At 33.4% G+C, this 14,863-nt stretch carries 11 protein-coding genes and 1 pseudogene; 3 read left to right on the forward strand and 9 right to left on the reverse strand.

Annotated features, from left to right (window positions below; translation table 11 throughout):
* Window positions 1–9: 9 nt before the first annotated feature.
* Complete coding sequence (locus T1L09_RS12275; protein WP_322551259.1) at window positions 10–786, forward strand: enoyl-CoA hydratase/isomerase family protein; 777 nt, start codon at window positions 10–12, stop codon at window positions 784–786.
* 43 nt (window positions 787–829) lie between these two features.
* Here T1L09_RS12275 and T1L09_RS12280 read toward each other — a convergent pair whose 3' ends face one another.
* From T1L09_RS12280 to T1L09_RS13825, 6 genes and pseudogenes are all read right to left on the reverse strand, one after another.
* Entirely contained in the window at window positions 830–1,474 is a 645-nt protein-coding gene (locus T1L09_RS12280; RefSeq protein ID WP_322551260.1) for an HD domain-containing protein, read from the reverse strand.
* Between the two features lie 63 nt (window positions 1,475–1,537).
* Window positions 1,538–2,530, reverse strand: a complete 993-nt coding sequence (locus T1L09_RS12285) for an acyl-ACP desaturase (RefSeq protein ID WP_322551261.1) — start codon at window positions 2,528–2,530, stop codon at window positions 1,538–1,540.
* A gap of 4 nt (window positions 2,531–2,534) precedes the next feature.
* On the reverse strand, window positions 2,535–3,269 hold the full coding sequence (locus tag T1L09_RS12290) for a lysophospholipid acyltransferase family protein (protein ID WP_322551262.1): 735 nt from the start codon (window positions 3,267–3,269) through the stop codon (window positions 2,535–2,537).
* A gap of 89 nt (window positions 3,270–3,358) precedes the next feature.
* Window positions 3,359–3,769, reverse strand: a complete 411-nt coding sequence (locus tag T1L09_RS12295) for a BrxA/BrxB family bacilliredoxin (RefSeq protein WP_322551263.1) — start codon at window positions 3,767–3,769, stop codon at window positions 3,359–3,361.
* A 109-nt stretch (window positions 3,770–3,878) separates the two neighbouring features.
* Complete coding sequence (locus T1L09_RS12300) at window positions 3,879–5,030, reverse strand: lycopene cyclase family protein (protein ID WP_322551264.1); 1,152 nt, start codon at window positions 5,028–5,030, stop codon at window positions 3,879–3,881.
* Window positions 5,031–7,284 (reverse strand): annotated as a pseudogene (locus tag T1L09_RS13825) (TonB-dependent receptor).
* Window positions 7,285–7,374: 90 nt separating this feature from the next.
* Here T1L09_RS13825 and T1L09_RS12325 point away from each other — a divergent pair.
* The gene (locus T1L09_RS12325) at window positions 7,375–8,022 is read left to right on the forward strand and encodes a metal-dependent transcriptional regulator (RefSeq protein ID WP_322551269.1); all 648 of its coding nucleotides are present in this window, start codon (window positions 7,375–7,377) and stop codon (window positions 8,020–8,022) included.
* A 181-nt stretch (window positions 8,023–8,203) separates the two neighbouring features.
* On the opposite strand, the gene feoB is transcribed toward T1L09_RS12325, so the two are convergent.
* From feoB to T1L09_RS12340, 3 genes are all read right to left on the reverse strand, one after another.
* The gene (gene feoB, locus T1L09_RS12330; RefSeq protein ID WP_322551270.1) at window positions 8,204–10,306 is read right to left on the reverse strand and encodes a ferrous iron transport protein B; all 2,103 of its coding nucleotides are present in this window, start codon (window positions 10,304–10,306) and stop codon (window positions 8,204–8,206) included.
* A 5-nt stretch (window positions 10,307–10,311) separates the two neighbouring features.
* Window positions 10,312–10,539 (reverse strand): FeoA family protein, encoded by a 228-nt coding sequence (locus T1L09_RS12335; RefSeq protein ID WP_322551271.1) that lies wholly within the window; start codon window positions 10,537–10,539, stop codon window positions 10,312–10,314.
* A 98-nt stretch (window positions 10,540–10,637) separates the two neighbouring features.
* Window positions 10,638–11,336 (reverse strand): SCO family protein, encoded by a 699-nt coding sequence (locus T1L09_RS12340; RefSeq protein WP_322551272.1) that lies wholly within the window; start codon window positions 11,334–11,336, stop codon window positions 10,638–10,640.
* A gap of 122 nt (window positions 11,337–11,458) precedes the next feature.
* Here T1L09_RS12340 and T1L09_RS12345 point away from each other — a divergent pair, with 122 nt between their 5' ends.
* Window positions 11,459–14,863, forward strand: a complete 3,405-nt coding sequence (locus tag T1L09_RS12345) for a T9SS type A sorting domain-containing protein (RefSeq protein WP_322551273.1) — start codon at window positions 11,459–11,461, stop codon at window positions 14,861–14,863.

Genomic DNA, 14,863 nt, shown 5'->3' on the forward strand with positions numbered 1-14,863 from the left:
ATTTTAAAAATGGAAAATATTTTAATAGAAAAATTTGACAATATTGCGGTTGTTACTATCAATCGTCCAACAAAATTAAACGCTTTAAACAAAGCTACCATTCAAGAATTGCACGAGGGATTCAAAATTTTGAATGAAGATAATAATATAAAAGCAATCATCATTACAGGAAGTGGGGAGAAAGCATTTGTAGCGGGAGCGGATATTTCAGAGTTTGCTAATTTTTCAGTGAAAGAAGGCGAAAAGTTAGCCGCAGAAGGTCAAGCTTTGTTATTCGATTTCGTACAAAATTTGAGTACGCCCGTAATTGCCGCTGTAAACGGATTTGCACTCGGTGGTGGTTTAGAATTGGCAATGTCATGTCATTTCAGAGTGGCTTCAACCAACGCAAAAATGGGATTGCCTGAAGTAACTTTAGGAGTTATTCCTGGTTATGGAGGAACGCAACGCTTAACACAATTAGTAGGAAAAGGTCGTGCAATGGAACTGATTATGACCGCCGGAATGATTGATGCAGAAACAGCGAAAAATTACGGTTTAGTAAATCACGTAGTTACTCAAGAAGAATTACTTGATTTTGCAAAAGGCCTTGCGTCGAAAATCGCTAAAAACTCAAGTGTTGCTATAGCAAAAGCGATCGAAGCGATTAATGCAAATTTCGAAGATGGCGTTAATGGCTATGAAGTAGAAATTAAAAACTTTGGAGCAAGTTTTGGAACTGAAGATTTTAAAGAAGGAACAACGGCATTTTTAGAAAAAAGAAAAGCAGTTTTTCCTGGGAAATAATAATATAAAAAGCTCCAAATTAAATTTAATTTGGAGCTTTTTTTTAAGCTAATCCTTCCCACTCTGAATAAAATTGAGATAAAAAAGAAACCATAAAATTATGTCTTTTTTTAGCAATTTTTTTTCCGGTTTCGGTGCTCATTTTATCTTTTAAAAGCAGCAGTTTTTCGTAAAAATGATTTAAAGTTGGCGCTTCAGAATTTTTATATTCTTCTTTACTCATGTTCAAATTTGGTTGAATGGTGGGATTGTAAAGCGGCCTATTTTTAAACCCACCATAATTGAATGTTCTTGCGATTCCAATTGCACCAATTGCATCTAACCGATCAGCATCTTGAACAATTTCCAGTTCTTTAGAATGAAATTCCTTTTCAAAATTTCCACCTTTGTATGAAATGTTTTCAATAATCGCGATGACGTGATTAATCGTTTCTTCGGCTACATTTTGGGTTACTAAAAATTCGCGAGCGATTTTCGGACCAATAGTTTCATCTCCATTATGAAATTTAGAATCGGCAACATCGTGAAGCAAAGCGGCTAATTTTATCACTTGCAAATCACAGCTTTCCTCTTCGGCAATTAACAAAGCATTATTGTAAACACGTTCTACGTGAAACCAATCGTGTCCGCCTTCGGCATTTTGAAGTTTCTCTTTTACGAAAAGTATGGTATGGTGTATTGTTTTCATTTTATTGGATATAAAAAATTCCAATTTTATAACAAAACTGGAATTTTTAAATTTTTGTAATTGCTATCTTGCTAAAGCAGGTTCAACCCATTTAAAAATGTGACCTGTTTCTGGAATCACTAAACGTTCTGAAACTTTCGTCATTCTTGCAGGTAATTTCATCAAATAATCACGCGCTTTTTCTGCTTCACCTGTTAATCCAGATATTTTATCGATTTCCCATTTATCGATTAATTTTTGCATTATATCTACATAATCACTAGCGGTATAAACGCCAATTCTTTGTGCAGAATCTGAAAATTGTTCAAAAGCTGTGCTTATTTTCTGACCTGATTCTCTTAAGAAATGTGCAGGCATTATAATTTTATGTTTCATCATGTGCTGGAAGGCCAACATCATTTGACTCGGATCTACTTTAAAAATCTGATTCACGAATTCGCTGTAAGCAAGGTGGTGACGCATTTCGTCTCCAGCAATCATGTTGCAAATTTTATGTAATTTTTTATCGCCATATTTCTTAGCAATAAGTGCTACTCTGTTATGAGAAACATAAGTTGCTAATTCTTGAAAACTGGTGTAAACAAAGTTTTTATATGGGTCGTTACTCGTTCCAATATCAAAACCATCATTAATTAAATGCTGTGTGGTCATTTCTACTTCACGCATATTTACTCTTCCGGAAAGATATAAATATTTGTTTAGCAAATCGCCATGACGGTTTTCTTCGCCCGTCCATTGACGAATCCATCTACTCCAGCCGTTTCCTTGGCCGTCCTGATTGATACCTTCCACATCCATTAACCACGATTCATAAGTGGGTAAAGCTTCTTCCGTAATAGTATCACCTACTAAAGTTACCCAAAAATCGTATGGCAAATCCTTTGCTATTTCACGCAGTTCTCTAACTTCTTCAAAAAAAGTTTCGTTTTGAGAATCAGGAAGTAGATCGGTAGGTTGCCAAATTTTCTCTACTGGAATTAAAAAATCATCCACAAAAGTGTCGATTTTTTTTTCTAGAAATTGCATCACTTCTAGTCGAATGTTTTGGATAGACATGGTTTTATATTTTGATATGTTGGGTTATTATTTTTTCTGTTTTCTCAGCAATTTCTTCAAATGAGTTGTCTGAAACTTTTAAGGGTTTATGTATTTGCAATTTTAACTTAACTCCCAAACCCAGAGGAAATTGTCCAAATTTAGTCATTTTCCAAGAATTGTTAATGGTGACCGGTAAAAAATATGCATCTGGCGCAAATTTATAAAGCATTTTTAATCCGCTACTAGCAAATGGTTTAGGTATACCCGTTTTACTTCTGGTTCCTTCAGGAAATATAACTACTGCATAATTGTTTTTGTTAACTAATTCTGCTACTTTTTTTATCGCAGGTAAAGCTTGTTTAGGATCTTTTCTGTCAATTAAAGCCGATCCACCGTGTCTTAAATTATAGGAAACGCTTGGAATTCCTTTGCCTAATTCAATTTTACTTATAAATTTCGGATGCGTTTTTCTTAAAAACCAAATCATTGTAGTGATGTCGTGTAAACTTTGATGATTAGCAACAATAATCAACGGTTGATTTTCAGGAACGTTTTCCATTCCTTCAATATGAAAAGTTGTACCTAGAATATGAGCGCTTCGCACTAAAAACCAATTCATATAAGCAACACTGATGCGATGCGCATTATAACCAAACAAGTTCAAACAAAACCATTGGATGGGATGAAAAATGATTAGCCAAAGTAAAAAGATACAATAATAAAGTATAGAAAGAGGATAAGATATTATTTTTTCCATTTATTAGATGAATTTTTACAAAAGTAAGGTTTAAAATAAAAAAACCACCATGATTTTGGTGGTTTTATTATATGCTAGCATACTATCAATTAGCAATGCTCGTTATATGCGTCTTTTAAATTTTCAGCAATTAATTCTGCTGGACGCCCTTCAATGTGATGGCGTTCTAACATGTGAACTAATTCTCCGTTTTTAAACAAAGCCATACAAGGCGATGATGGAGGGAAAGGAAACATGTGCTGACGTGCTGCATCTACTGCTTCTCTATCAACTCCTGCGAAAACAGTTACTAATTGGGTTGGTTTTTTAGCACCATCTAAACTCATTTGAGCTCCCGGACGTGCATTTCTCGCTGCACAACCACAAACTGAGTTGATTACTACTAAAGTTGTTCCTTCTATTTTTAATGCGTTTTCTACTGCTTCTGCACTGTGTAATTCTTGAAAACCAGCATCTGTTAATTCAGCACGCATTGGTTTTACCATTTCTTCTGGATACATATCGTTTTAATTTTATGATTAATAGTTTTTTGGATTTTTATACTTCCAAAATTTATGTAAAGATACAATGATTTCTAAATTTATATTTTAAATAAATCATAAAGATTTGTTATCGCTTTATTCGATTTAGTAATGCAACAATAAACGGCATTTTTGGACAACGCCAAATTACTTGTAAATCTTCCCAAAGCGATGTTTCTTCATCTAGAAATTTGAAAACCACTTCAGAACTTCCTTCTTTAAACATAGCCGAAAATATATTCGGACCTAAATGATTCTTCGAATTTAAAATATCTAATAAAAGTAAATCATAAAACCAAAATTTGTCTTTTTTATGAAATTTTCTAAAGTCGGATTCTGATTTTAAAAACTTAACTAAAGCTTTTGATTTTTTTACGGCATTTTTAAATGTATAACCAGTGCTTGCTTTTGTCCAACCGCCAGCCGAACCAATTTGTACTATGTTTTTAGTGTTATTTTTCCAAAAAGGGAAAGAAGTCATCGGAATATTTCCGGCTTCCTTTTCGATGATTTCGTATTCAGTAATACCTAATTTGGTAATATAATTTTGAATTTCAGCTTCGTATTCTTCTTTTGAAAGTAAGTTTTTAGAGAACAATGTATATTCTAACAAAGCTTCAGTTGTTGAAGTTGGCATCATATACATAAAGCGAGTATTATTTTTAAGTTCCACCGAAAAGTCCATAAATGTGGCACAATTTGGCGTGAAAACAGCTTCTTTACTTTTAATAAACCAACCCACAAAATGTTGATGAATTAAAGGATATTTACTCTGTGACGTTACTTCTTTTGGATTATAAATGGAGTTGAAAACCTTGTTGCAAGTGAAATTTCCTTCCGAACCTTCAAAATCTGTTTTTACGACACAATGATCTCCTAATTCGGTAAAATCAACTACTTTCTGATTTAAAAAATGAATGTTTTTATGTTCAGAAATCATTTTGAAAACCATTTCATAAAAAGCTACGCCTTCAATCTTCTTGTATTCATAAGGTGTTAATTCTAAAACTCGGGTAAATTTTTCATTCGAAAAAATAGCTTGTGACCATTTTTTAGAAACAATTTCATCAAATAAATGCTTTTCATCCCAAAAGCACCAAGTTCTGTCGTTGGATTTTTTTGGATTTTCATCAATTAATAAGATGGATTTATCATTAAATTTTCCGGAAAGCATCATTTCATAAACCGTCATTAATGCCGATAAACCTGATCCTGTAAAAATATAATGATAATGTTGCATTTAAAATATAGTATATTTGATTCCTAAAAAGCCTCTAATTCCTTGGTTTGGTGCGTAAACATAATTCGGGTCAAACGTCAAAGCATACGGATTTGTTGGTGTTGCAATTACATTCCCCGAAGCATCAAAATCTACATTTTGGTCAAACGGATCGTTTGCTCCGGCAATTAAAAAAGGATTTCCTTTTGCAGGCGTCCAATTTAAAAGGTTTTTTACACCACCATAAAGTTCAAAATTACGAAATTTTTTATAAGTAAACTGAATGTTTTGCAAACTCCAAACTGGCGAATATTCCTTCTTTTCTGGGATCTAACTCGCCTAATAATGGCAAACGCATTGGTCCATATAAATTACCAGTATAGTCAATAGACAAAAACCATTTTGGAATATCATACGTTAACGCCCAATTTGCGCTGTATTTCTCAGTTAAAACGGGTAGGGAAGACACACCATTTTGTACGTTTTTAGGATGCAACATCGTAAATCCAACAATTGCTTTTAATCCGAAAGATGAAATGTAGTCGATATTTCCGCTTAATCCGATGGTTTCTGCATAACCGTTTAAATTCGAATAAATAATTTGGTTCGGATTGGTGTCATAATCGGGTAAAATTTGATTGGTGAAATAAGTGTACCAAGTTGAAGCTTCCAATCCTAAGAACGAACCGTCTTCAAATTTAATTTTCTTCAAATAATTTAAATTGATGTTGTATGATTTTTCGGGTTTTAAATCTTCGGTAATAATCACATCTCTTGCACCAGTTAACGCGGCGTGTTCTTCGGTAAATAAATTTACAATTCTAAAACCTGTTCCGGCGTTAATTCTGAAAACATCGTGGTCTGATATTTTCCATTTGTAAGCTATTCTTGGCGTAAAAATTGAACCGTGATTGTTGGTATAATCATATCTTGCTCCTAATAAAATTGTATGTTTTTCGGACATTTTAATTTCATCTTGAAGAAATAAACTATAGCTATTGGTTTTTTCAGCATCAATTGTCGCTGTTGTGTTATCATCATAATATTGATGACGAAATGCACTTCCTAGTAAAAGATTGTGGTTTTCTATCTGTTTATCCCACGTATATTGGGCGTAAGCAATTTTTTGTTGTGCCAAATATAAAGTGTTTCCATAAACCGAATTTTGATCGTGATCGGTTACAGAAAAGGATAAAAACATATCTTCAAGCGTTGGCAATTGATATTTTCCTAACAATTCAAATCTTCGGGTATAAATACTTCGCCATAAACTTCACTACCACCTCTGTAACTTTTGTTCCATTGCATTTCACCTCCCCAACGGTCTTCGTAGAAAAATCTTCCGGCTAAAGTGAATTCTTTATTGTCTTTTCGGTCAAAACTCCATTTGTTGAATAATGAAATGCCTTCTTGAAGCGTTACATCGGTAAAATTATCATTGTTATTGTCTATTTTGTCATTGAAATTATAGTAATTTATTCCGACTAATGTTGTTGCTTTTTTTCCGATTGCACTTTTAAAACCTAAATCAACATTGGTTTCTATCCAAGAAGTAGAGAAAATATCTGCCGAAAACAAAGGAGCACTCAATGGTTTTTTGGTAATAATATTAATTAATCCACCAACCGCTTCACTTCCATACAAACTGGAAGCTGGCCCTTTTACCACTTCAACGCGTTCAATTAATGAGTTGGGAATTCCTGATAAACCATAAACCGTAGAAAGCGAACTCACAATGGGCATTCCGTCAATTGTTACCATTGTATAAGGTCCTTCCAAACCATTAATATGTATATCGCCAGTATTACAAATGCTACAATTCAGTTGCGGACGGACGCCATTTACATTTTGCAACGCTTCAAAAATATTTGATGTTGGATTTTTCTTCAAAAAAAGCTGGCGTGTAAACTTCGACCGGAACTGGAGTTTCCATACGAGAAACGGCTTTCATAGTTCCAGAGACAACAACTTCTTCGAGATTATTTGCGTCTTCTTTTAGATTGAAATTAATCTGCGATTTATTATCGACAGTAATTATTATTGTTCTTCTTTCGGTTTGATATCCCATATAAGAGGCAATTATGGTATAAGTTTCAGCTTCAACATTAGTAATTTCGTATTTCCCATTTTCATCAGTCTGAGCTCCTTTTTTGATTTCTTTCAAATAAATGGATGCAAAAGACAAAGGTTCTTTACCGCTATAAACTGTTCCTTTAATGGTTGTTTGCGAAAATCCAAAAGCAGAAATCAGTAGTAGCCAAATAAATTTTTTCATTAGTATTGAATATTAAATTTAGGCAAAACTAAACATTTATTTTATTTATTCCAAAAATAAGAATTAAATTTGTTTAAAATATATTTATAAATGACGATTTCAGAAGAAAACTACATCAAAGTTATCTATCACATTTCATTAGTTGCTCCAAAAGGAGTAAGCACTAATGCGATTGCAGGAATGTTGGACACAAAAGCATCTTCGGTAACCGATATGTTGAAAAAATTAGCAGAGAAAGATTTTGTTAGCTATCAGAAATATCAAGGCGTAACACTTACTGAAAAAGGATTACTTGCTGCCAAAATGATTGTTAGAAAGCATCGTTTGTGGGAAGTTTTTTTAGTAGAAAAGTTAAATTTTTCGTGGGATGAAGTACACGAAATCGCCGAAGAATTAGAACATATTAAATCGGAAGTTTTGATCAATAAATTGGACGAATTTCTTGGATTTCCATCTTTTGATCCACACGGAGACCCGATTCCTGATGGACAGGGAATTATTAAGAAAATTGAAAAACACTTATTGTCGGATGCCGAAGTAAATAAAGATTATAAATGTATTGGTGTAAAAGATTCTTCAACTGATTTTTTGAAGTATTTAGACAAACAAAAAATTGCCTTAGGATCTGTTTTAAAAATTGTTGAACGAGAAGAATTTGATGAAACATTAACGATTGCAATCGATGGTAAAAGAACAACGATATCAAATAAAATTGCTTCAAACTTATATGTGCAATAAGAATCTTTTTATCGTTAAAAGTTTAGCGTAAAAATGACATTTGATTAGCTATTAACCACAACAACCACCATCGTCACACCCTTTTGAATTCTTCTTCGATATTTTTTTGAAGAAGAATTTTTTGATCAAAAAGCCTAAGGCGAATGCTAAAACAATATATACTAATATTTCTTGTACCATTTTATTTTAAAATTTGGAAAGCAATTAGTGATGTTAAATAGGCGAAACCTGTCATAAAGACCAATTGAACTATGGGCCATTTCCAAGAATTCGTTTCTTTTTTAACGATAGCTAATGTAGAAACGCATTGCATCGCGAAAGCGTAAAAAAGCAATAACGAAATTCCAGTTGCAAAATTAAACACTTTCTCTCCCGTTACTGGATTTACTTCTGCGGCCATTCTGTTTTTGATGGTAATTTCTTCGTCACCGTGACTTTCAACGCTATAAATTGTTGCTAGAGTTCCCACAAAAACTTCACGAGCAGCAAAGGAACTAACAATTGCAATTCCTATTTTCCAATCGTATCCTAAAGGTCTAATTACGGGTTCAATAGCTTTTCCCATAATACCAATATATGAATTTTCTAATTTATAGGAATTTACTAAATCATCAAACTCAGCTGAAGTCAATATTTTATCTTGATTTTGTTCAGAAATAATTTGTTCGGCATTGTTGAAATTATCACTTAATCCGTGCGAACCTAAAAACCATAAGATAATAGAAATAGCTAAAATTATTTTCCCCGCTCCAAATACGAATGCTTTTGTTTTTTCAATTACGTTGATGCTGACATTTCTAAACATCGGCACTTTGTAACTTGGCATTTCTACGACGAAATAAGATTTGGTATTAAATTTCAAATAAATGTTTAATAAATAAGCCGAGAAAACAGCCATTCCAAATCCTAGTAAGTATAAGATCATCAAGGTTAAACCTTGTAAGCTTAAGAAACCAAACAATCTTTTTTCGGGAATAATTAATGAAATTAAAATTGCATAAACAGGTAAACGAGCGGAACAAGTTGTGAACGGCGTTACTAAAATAGTGATTAAGCGTTCTTTCCAATTTTCGATGTTTCTCGCACTCATAATTGCCGGAATCGCACAAGCAGTTCCTGAAATTAAAGGCACAATACTTTTACCTGAAAGCCCGAATTTTCGCATTATCTTATCCATTAGAAATACTACGCGACTCATATAACCACTTTCTTCTAACACCGAAATGAATAAGAATAAAAAGGCAATTTGTGGAATAAAAATAACTACACCACCAATTCCTGGAATGATTCCTTCACTGATTAAGTTTGTGAATTCTCCGGGTGGAAGATTCTGTTTCGCAAGCGAACTAAAATTTGCAAAAGATTCGTCAATAAAATCCATTGGAATGCTACTCCAATCAAACAATAACTGAAAAATAACCATCAAAATTCCGAAGAAAATCAAATAACCAAAAATCTTGTGCGTTAAAACACGGTCTATTTTTGCTCTTATATCGGTGGCTTTTGCTACGTCTATTTTATGTCCAATTTTTAAAGTATCATTTATAAATTGGTATCTTTTTATCGTTTCTTTTTGTTGCAAACGCTTTAAATCGGCGTGTGATTTTGTGAACGTATTTTTAATTTCATTACGTTCTAGATTCAAGAAATTAACATCTTGTGTAATTACCAACCAAAGTTTGTATAACAGTTGATTTGGAAAAGCTCTTCTTAATTTATCAAAATATTCAGGATCAATCGAAGAAGCGCTCAAACAAGGTTCTGTGGAAAGCGATTTGTAATTAAGAATAAGATTTTTTAATTCTTCAATTCCTGTTTTTTTTCTAGAACTGACTAATGCAATTTTAGTTTTTAATTCTTTTTCTAAAGCTGGAATGTCTAATTCAATTCCTTTTAATTTCATTCGATCGGCCATATTAATGACTAAAATCGTAGGAATTTCTAAATCTTTTATTTGGGTAAAAAGGAGTAAATTTCGTTTTAAATTTTCAACTTCTGTGACCACCACGGCTACATCCGGAAAATCTTCATCATTTTTATTCAACAACAATTCAATTACAACATTTTCATCAATTGAACTTGCGTTTAAACTATAAGTTCCAGGTAAATCAATGACTTTTGCTTTAACAGTATCGCATAATTTGCAACTTCCTTGTTTTTTTTCAACGGTAATTCCGGGATAATTTCCTACTTGTTGGTTCAGACCGGTAAGTTGGTTGAAAACAGAAGTTTTACCCACGTTTGGGTTTCCAATTAAAGCAACTTTTATAGGATTTTTACTCATGGGAATTAAGCTTTGGTAATGGTGATTTGTTTGGCAGTTTCTAAGCGAATGGCCACGTGAGAATCATTTACATTAAAATAATAAGGGTCGCCTAGAGGTGCCACTTGAATTAACGTGATGGTGTTGCCAGGCAAACATCCCATTTCAATTAATTTTAAAGGAATTTCATCCAAATTTACATCTGTAATGATTCCTGTTTCACCAATTTTAAGATCAGACGAGTAACCTTCCATTTCCTTATTTAGATTTAATTAAAATACAAAAGTAAAAATTATAATCTAACTAAACCTGATATTTGTCAACTTTAGCAAAAATATAAGACAAATTAACGCTATTGATTTTCAGAAAGCCACAAAATGTCTTCTAGAAGTTGTTGCATATTTTTTGTTTTTGGATCGTCGTCTGAAGGTTGATCTAAATTTGTGCCATCATAAAAGCCTCGAATTCTTTTATTTTTATCGACCAAAATGAAGTTTTCGGTATGCACCATATCATAAATATCCTCAGGCTTTCCAGTTTTTACGGCTAAATAAGATTTTCGAGCTAGGTAATATATTTCTTTTTTATCGCCCGTTACTAAATTCCATTTAGAATCATTCACTCCTTTTTCTAAGGCGTATTCTTTTAAGATTTCTGGTGTGTCGATATCGGGTGTAACTGAAAAAGACAATAATTTAACTTCGGGATTATTTTTTAATTGTTCTTGTAACCAAACCATATTATCGGTCATTTTTGGACAAATAGTGGGACAGGTTGTAAAAAAGAAATCAGCTACATAAATATAATTCTCATAATCTTTTTGGGTGATTACTTCCCGATTTTGATTCATAAATTTAAAATCGGCAATTTTATGATCGTTACCAATGTGCTGCACCGTAGAATCTACCAATTCCGGATTAATGTCTCGAGGGGAGTAAATCGGAAGCATTTTTTTGGGTGAAGTCAAGTTATAAATGCCAAAATAGATTATACCGGAAAGCAAAAGAAACGCTAGAAGGAATTTTTTATAGGGAGCAATAAACTGAAGCATATTTTTTTTACAAAAATAGCATTTATTTCACTTTTATATGTAATTATACATTTGTTAAAATTCTAAATGCTTGATAATCTTTATTATATTTGTGGAAGTTTAACAGAACTACAATCTCTAAAATGATAAAAAAATACCTGATTCTAAGCTTATTGTATTCTTTCATAGGATTTTCACAGTTTAATCCCTCTGCTCCGTGGACTAAGAATATGACAAACGAAAAAGCAGCAGAAGTTACTATTGACCAACAAGTACAGGATTTCGAACAATATTGGACTACAAGAAACAAATACGCCAGAGGTTCAGGATACAAACCCTTCAAGCGATGGGAATATCATTGGAGAAATTATGAAAATGCTCAGGGATATGTAATGTCTTCTGAAGAACTTTGGAACGCTTGGCGCGAAAAAAATCAAGTGAAAGCGAATAGAAATGTAACATTGGCTTTACCTGCAAGTAATTGGCAACCGGTTGGCCCTTTTTCACACACCAATACAGGTTCTTGGTCTTCGGGTCAAGGAAGAGTTAATATTGTGCATGTAGATCCTACTAATTCTAATATTATATATTTGGGTTCGCCAGCTGGTGGAATTTGGAAATCAGTAAATAATGGTTCAACGTGGACACCGCTTACAGATAACTTACCTCAAATAGGTGTTTCAGGTATTGCAATTGATTATTCAAATTCGAATATAATTTATATTGCAACTGGAGATAAAGACGCAGGTGATTCTTATTCAGTAGGAGTTTATAAATCTACTGATGGCGGATTAACATGGAATCCTACAGGTATTATGGGTGGGTCAAACCCTTCTAGAGCGGGAGATATTATAATTCATCCGACGAACAATCAAATTTTGTGGTGTGCTACTAATGATGGAATATTTAAAACATCAAATGCTGGAGCTTCTTGGACGCAAGTTCTTGCAGGAAACTTTTCGCAAGGAAATATTAGATTAAAAGCAAACGAACCTTCCACTGTTTTCGCTGTTTCTACAAATAGATTTTATCGTTCTGAAAATACTGGTGATTCGTTTACGATGGTAACTACAGGTTTGCCGACAACATCAAATAGATTGCTTTTAGATGTTACTCCTGCTAATGCAAATTATTTGTATATTTTGAGTGCTAATTCTTCAGGAGGAATGCAAGGAATTTATCGTTCTACTGATGGTGGCACAATTTGGTCAAAAACATCTTCAAATGAATCCACTGCCACTGGTAATGTTTTTGAATCAACACAGTCATATTATGATCTCGCTTTAGCAGTTTCTTCAATAAATGAAAATGAAATTTATACCGGTTGTTTAAATGTTTGGAAATCAACTGATGGCGGAACATCGGTGTCGAAAATTAATTCGTGGAGTAATCCTACAGGAGCCTCCTATACCCACGCGGACATACATTATTTAGGTTTTCATGGAACCAAATTGTTCGCAGGAACAGATGGTGGTATTTATGTTTCCAGTAATAATGGTACAAATTTCAGTGATTTAACCGCTGGTGCTCAAATTAGTCAATTTTATAAAATTGCAGTTTCAAAGCAATCGGCATCAAATATGGTGGGTGGTCTTCAAGATAATGGAGGTCACGCATATAGTGGAGGCCAATGGAAAAATTATTACGGCGCTGATGGAATGGACACGGCAATAGACCCATCAAACCCAAACAAATATTATGGATTTATACAAAACGGTACAAGTTTATATATAAGTGGAACAGCAGGAGATGCAATTAGTTCTTCAGTAAATTCTCCGGGAGGAATTGAAGGTAATTGGGTAACTCCTTTAAGAACAAATGCTGCAGGCAATCTTTTTGCAGGATATAATAATTTATATAAACTAATCAATGGAGCTTGGGTACAACAAAATACAAACCCTATTGGAACAGGCAATTTAGAATTAATTAGCATTGATCCTTCAAACGATAACATCATGTATATCGCCAACGGAACAGGTTTGTATAAAAGTACTGATTTAGGTCTAACTTTTGCCAATACGTATACTGCCGCAACATCTATTTCCTCTATTGAAGTGAATTCCTCAGATAGTAATGTTGTTTATTTAACAACACAAGGCTCTTCCGGACAAGCATTAAAATCTATTGATGGAGGTTTAACTTTTACAAGTTTTTCTTCAGGACTACCGAGTATTGGAAAAAATATAATTATCCACCAAGGTAGAAACACAGAGAATCCATTGTACTTAGGAACAACTTTAGGTGTGTACTATAGAGACGACTCCATGACCTCTTGGCAACCTTTTGAATCGAATTTACCCAATGTTTCGGTTACGGATTTAGCACTAAATGTGGAAGATGCGAAATTAATTGCCGCGACATACGGAAGAGGAATTTGGCAAACAGACATACCGGTTCAAGTACCGCCGACGGATCTTAAATTCGTTAGCATCCAAAACCCGGGAATAGCTATAAATTGTGGTAATGTGGTAACACCACAAGTTTTGGTAAAAAATAATGGTTTAAATCCAATTTCATCAGTCACGGTAAATTACACAATAGATGGAATGCCTTATACTTATCTCTGGAGTGGTACTATATTACAATCGCAATCTAATTTGGTTAATTTGCCTGCAATCACGTTAAGTAGAGGAGCTCATACTTTAGCTGTCAATACAACCACGGCTGGCGACGCATATCCTGATAATAATTCGGGAAGCACAACATTTTATTCAAATGATTTGGGAGTTGCTGGTCAAGTAAATTCTTTTACCAATACTACTGATGAACTAATATCGTACAGCGAAAGTACTACTGGACAATGGGTGAGAGGTGTAAGAACTGTCGCGTCTGGCCCCCTTACGACTTCGGGTAATATCGTTTATTCAACCAATTTGGCAGGTAATTATTCTAACATGACAAAGTCATATTTAGTGTCTCAATGTTATAATTTATCTACAATAACTAATCCACAAATTAGTTTTGCAATGAAATTTGAACTTGAGCAAAACTGGGACGTTACTTATGTTCAGTATTCGACAGATTTTGGCACAAATTGGAATGTGTTAGGAACTATGGGCACAAATTGGTACAACAGCAACAGAACTCCTACCACTTCGGGTACCGATTGTAATAATTGTCCGGGAGCACAATGGACAGGTACTGACACTACTTTAAAAACCTATACTTATCCCTTAAATTCACTAAATTCTGAAACAAATATTATTTTTAGAATTGTTTTTCATTCTGATGAAGCAGAAAATAAAAGAGGAGTAAATGTTGATGATTTTGTAATCAACGGAACGCTTTCTAATCAAAATTTCGAATTGAATAATGTGGTTGTTTATCCAAATCCTTCAAAAGGGATATTCAATATTTCATTAGGTGATGTACAACCAACCGCAATTGCTGTTTATGATTTAACAGGTAAAATCATCATATCGAAAAAAGATATTCAAACTTCAAACTTTGAAACATCTTTAGATCTAACAAATGCCGCATTAGGTATTTATTTTGTAAAAATAACAGCTAACGATCAATCAACTGTAAAAAGAATAATTAAAGAGTAA

Source organism: Flavobacterium psychraquaticum (assembly GCF_034497725.1).
In the GTDB taxonomy this organism is placed as follows: Bacteria; Bacteroidota; Bacteroidia; order Flavobacteriales; family Flavobacteriaceae; genus Flavobacterium; species Flavobacterium psychraquaticum.

What these genes read in the sequence shown, in the direction of transcription:
- T1L09_RS12275 (WP_322551259.1), top strand. Translation starts at nt 10, where the DNA reads ATGGAAAATATTTTAATAGAAAAATTTGACAATATTGCGGTTGTTACT.
- T1L09_RS12280 (WP_322551260.1), bottom strand. Translation starts at nt 1,474, where the DNA reads ATGAAAACAATACACCATACCATACTTTTCGTAAAAGAGAAACTTCAA.
- T1L09_RS12285 (WP_322551261.1), bottom strand. Translation starts at nt 2,530, where the DNA reads ATGTCTATCCAAAACATTCGACTAGAAGTGATGCAATTTCTAGAAAAA.
- T1L09_RS12290 (WP_322551262.1), bottom strand. Translation starts at nt 3,269, where the DNA reads ATGGAAAAAATAATATCTTATCCTCTTTCTATACTTTATTATTGTATC.
- T1L09_RS12295 (WP_322551263.1), bottom strand. Translation starts at nt 3,769, where the DNA reads ATGTATCCAGAAGAAATGGTAAAACCAATGCGTGCTGAATTAACAGAT.
- T1L09_RS12300 (WP_322551264.1), bottom strand. Translation starts at nt 5,030, where the DNA reads ATGCAACATTATCATTATATTTTTACAGGATCAGGTTTATCGGCATTA.
- T1L09_RS12325 (WP_322551269.1), top strand. Translation starts at nt 7,375, where the DNA reads ATGACGATTTCAGAAGAAAACTACATCAAAGTTATCTATCACATTTCA.
- feoB (WP_322551270.1), bottom strand. Translation starts at nt 10,306, where the DNA reads ATGAGTAAAAATCCTATAAAAGTTGCTTTAATTGGAAACCCAAACGTG.
- T1L09_RS12335 (WP_322551271.1), bottom strand. Translation starts at nt 10,539, where the DNA reads ATGGAAGGTTACTCGTCTGATCTTAAAATTGGTGAAACAGGAATCATT.
- T1L09_RS12340 (WP_322551272.1), bottom strand. Translation starts at nt 11,336, where the DNA reads ATGCTTCAGTTTATTGCTCCCTATAAAAAATTCCTTCTAGCGTTTCTT.
- T1L09_RS12345 (WP_322551273.1), top strand. Translation starts at nt 11,459, where the DNA reads ATGATAAAAAAATACCTGATTCTAAGCTTATTGTATTCTTTCATAGGA.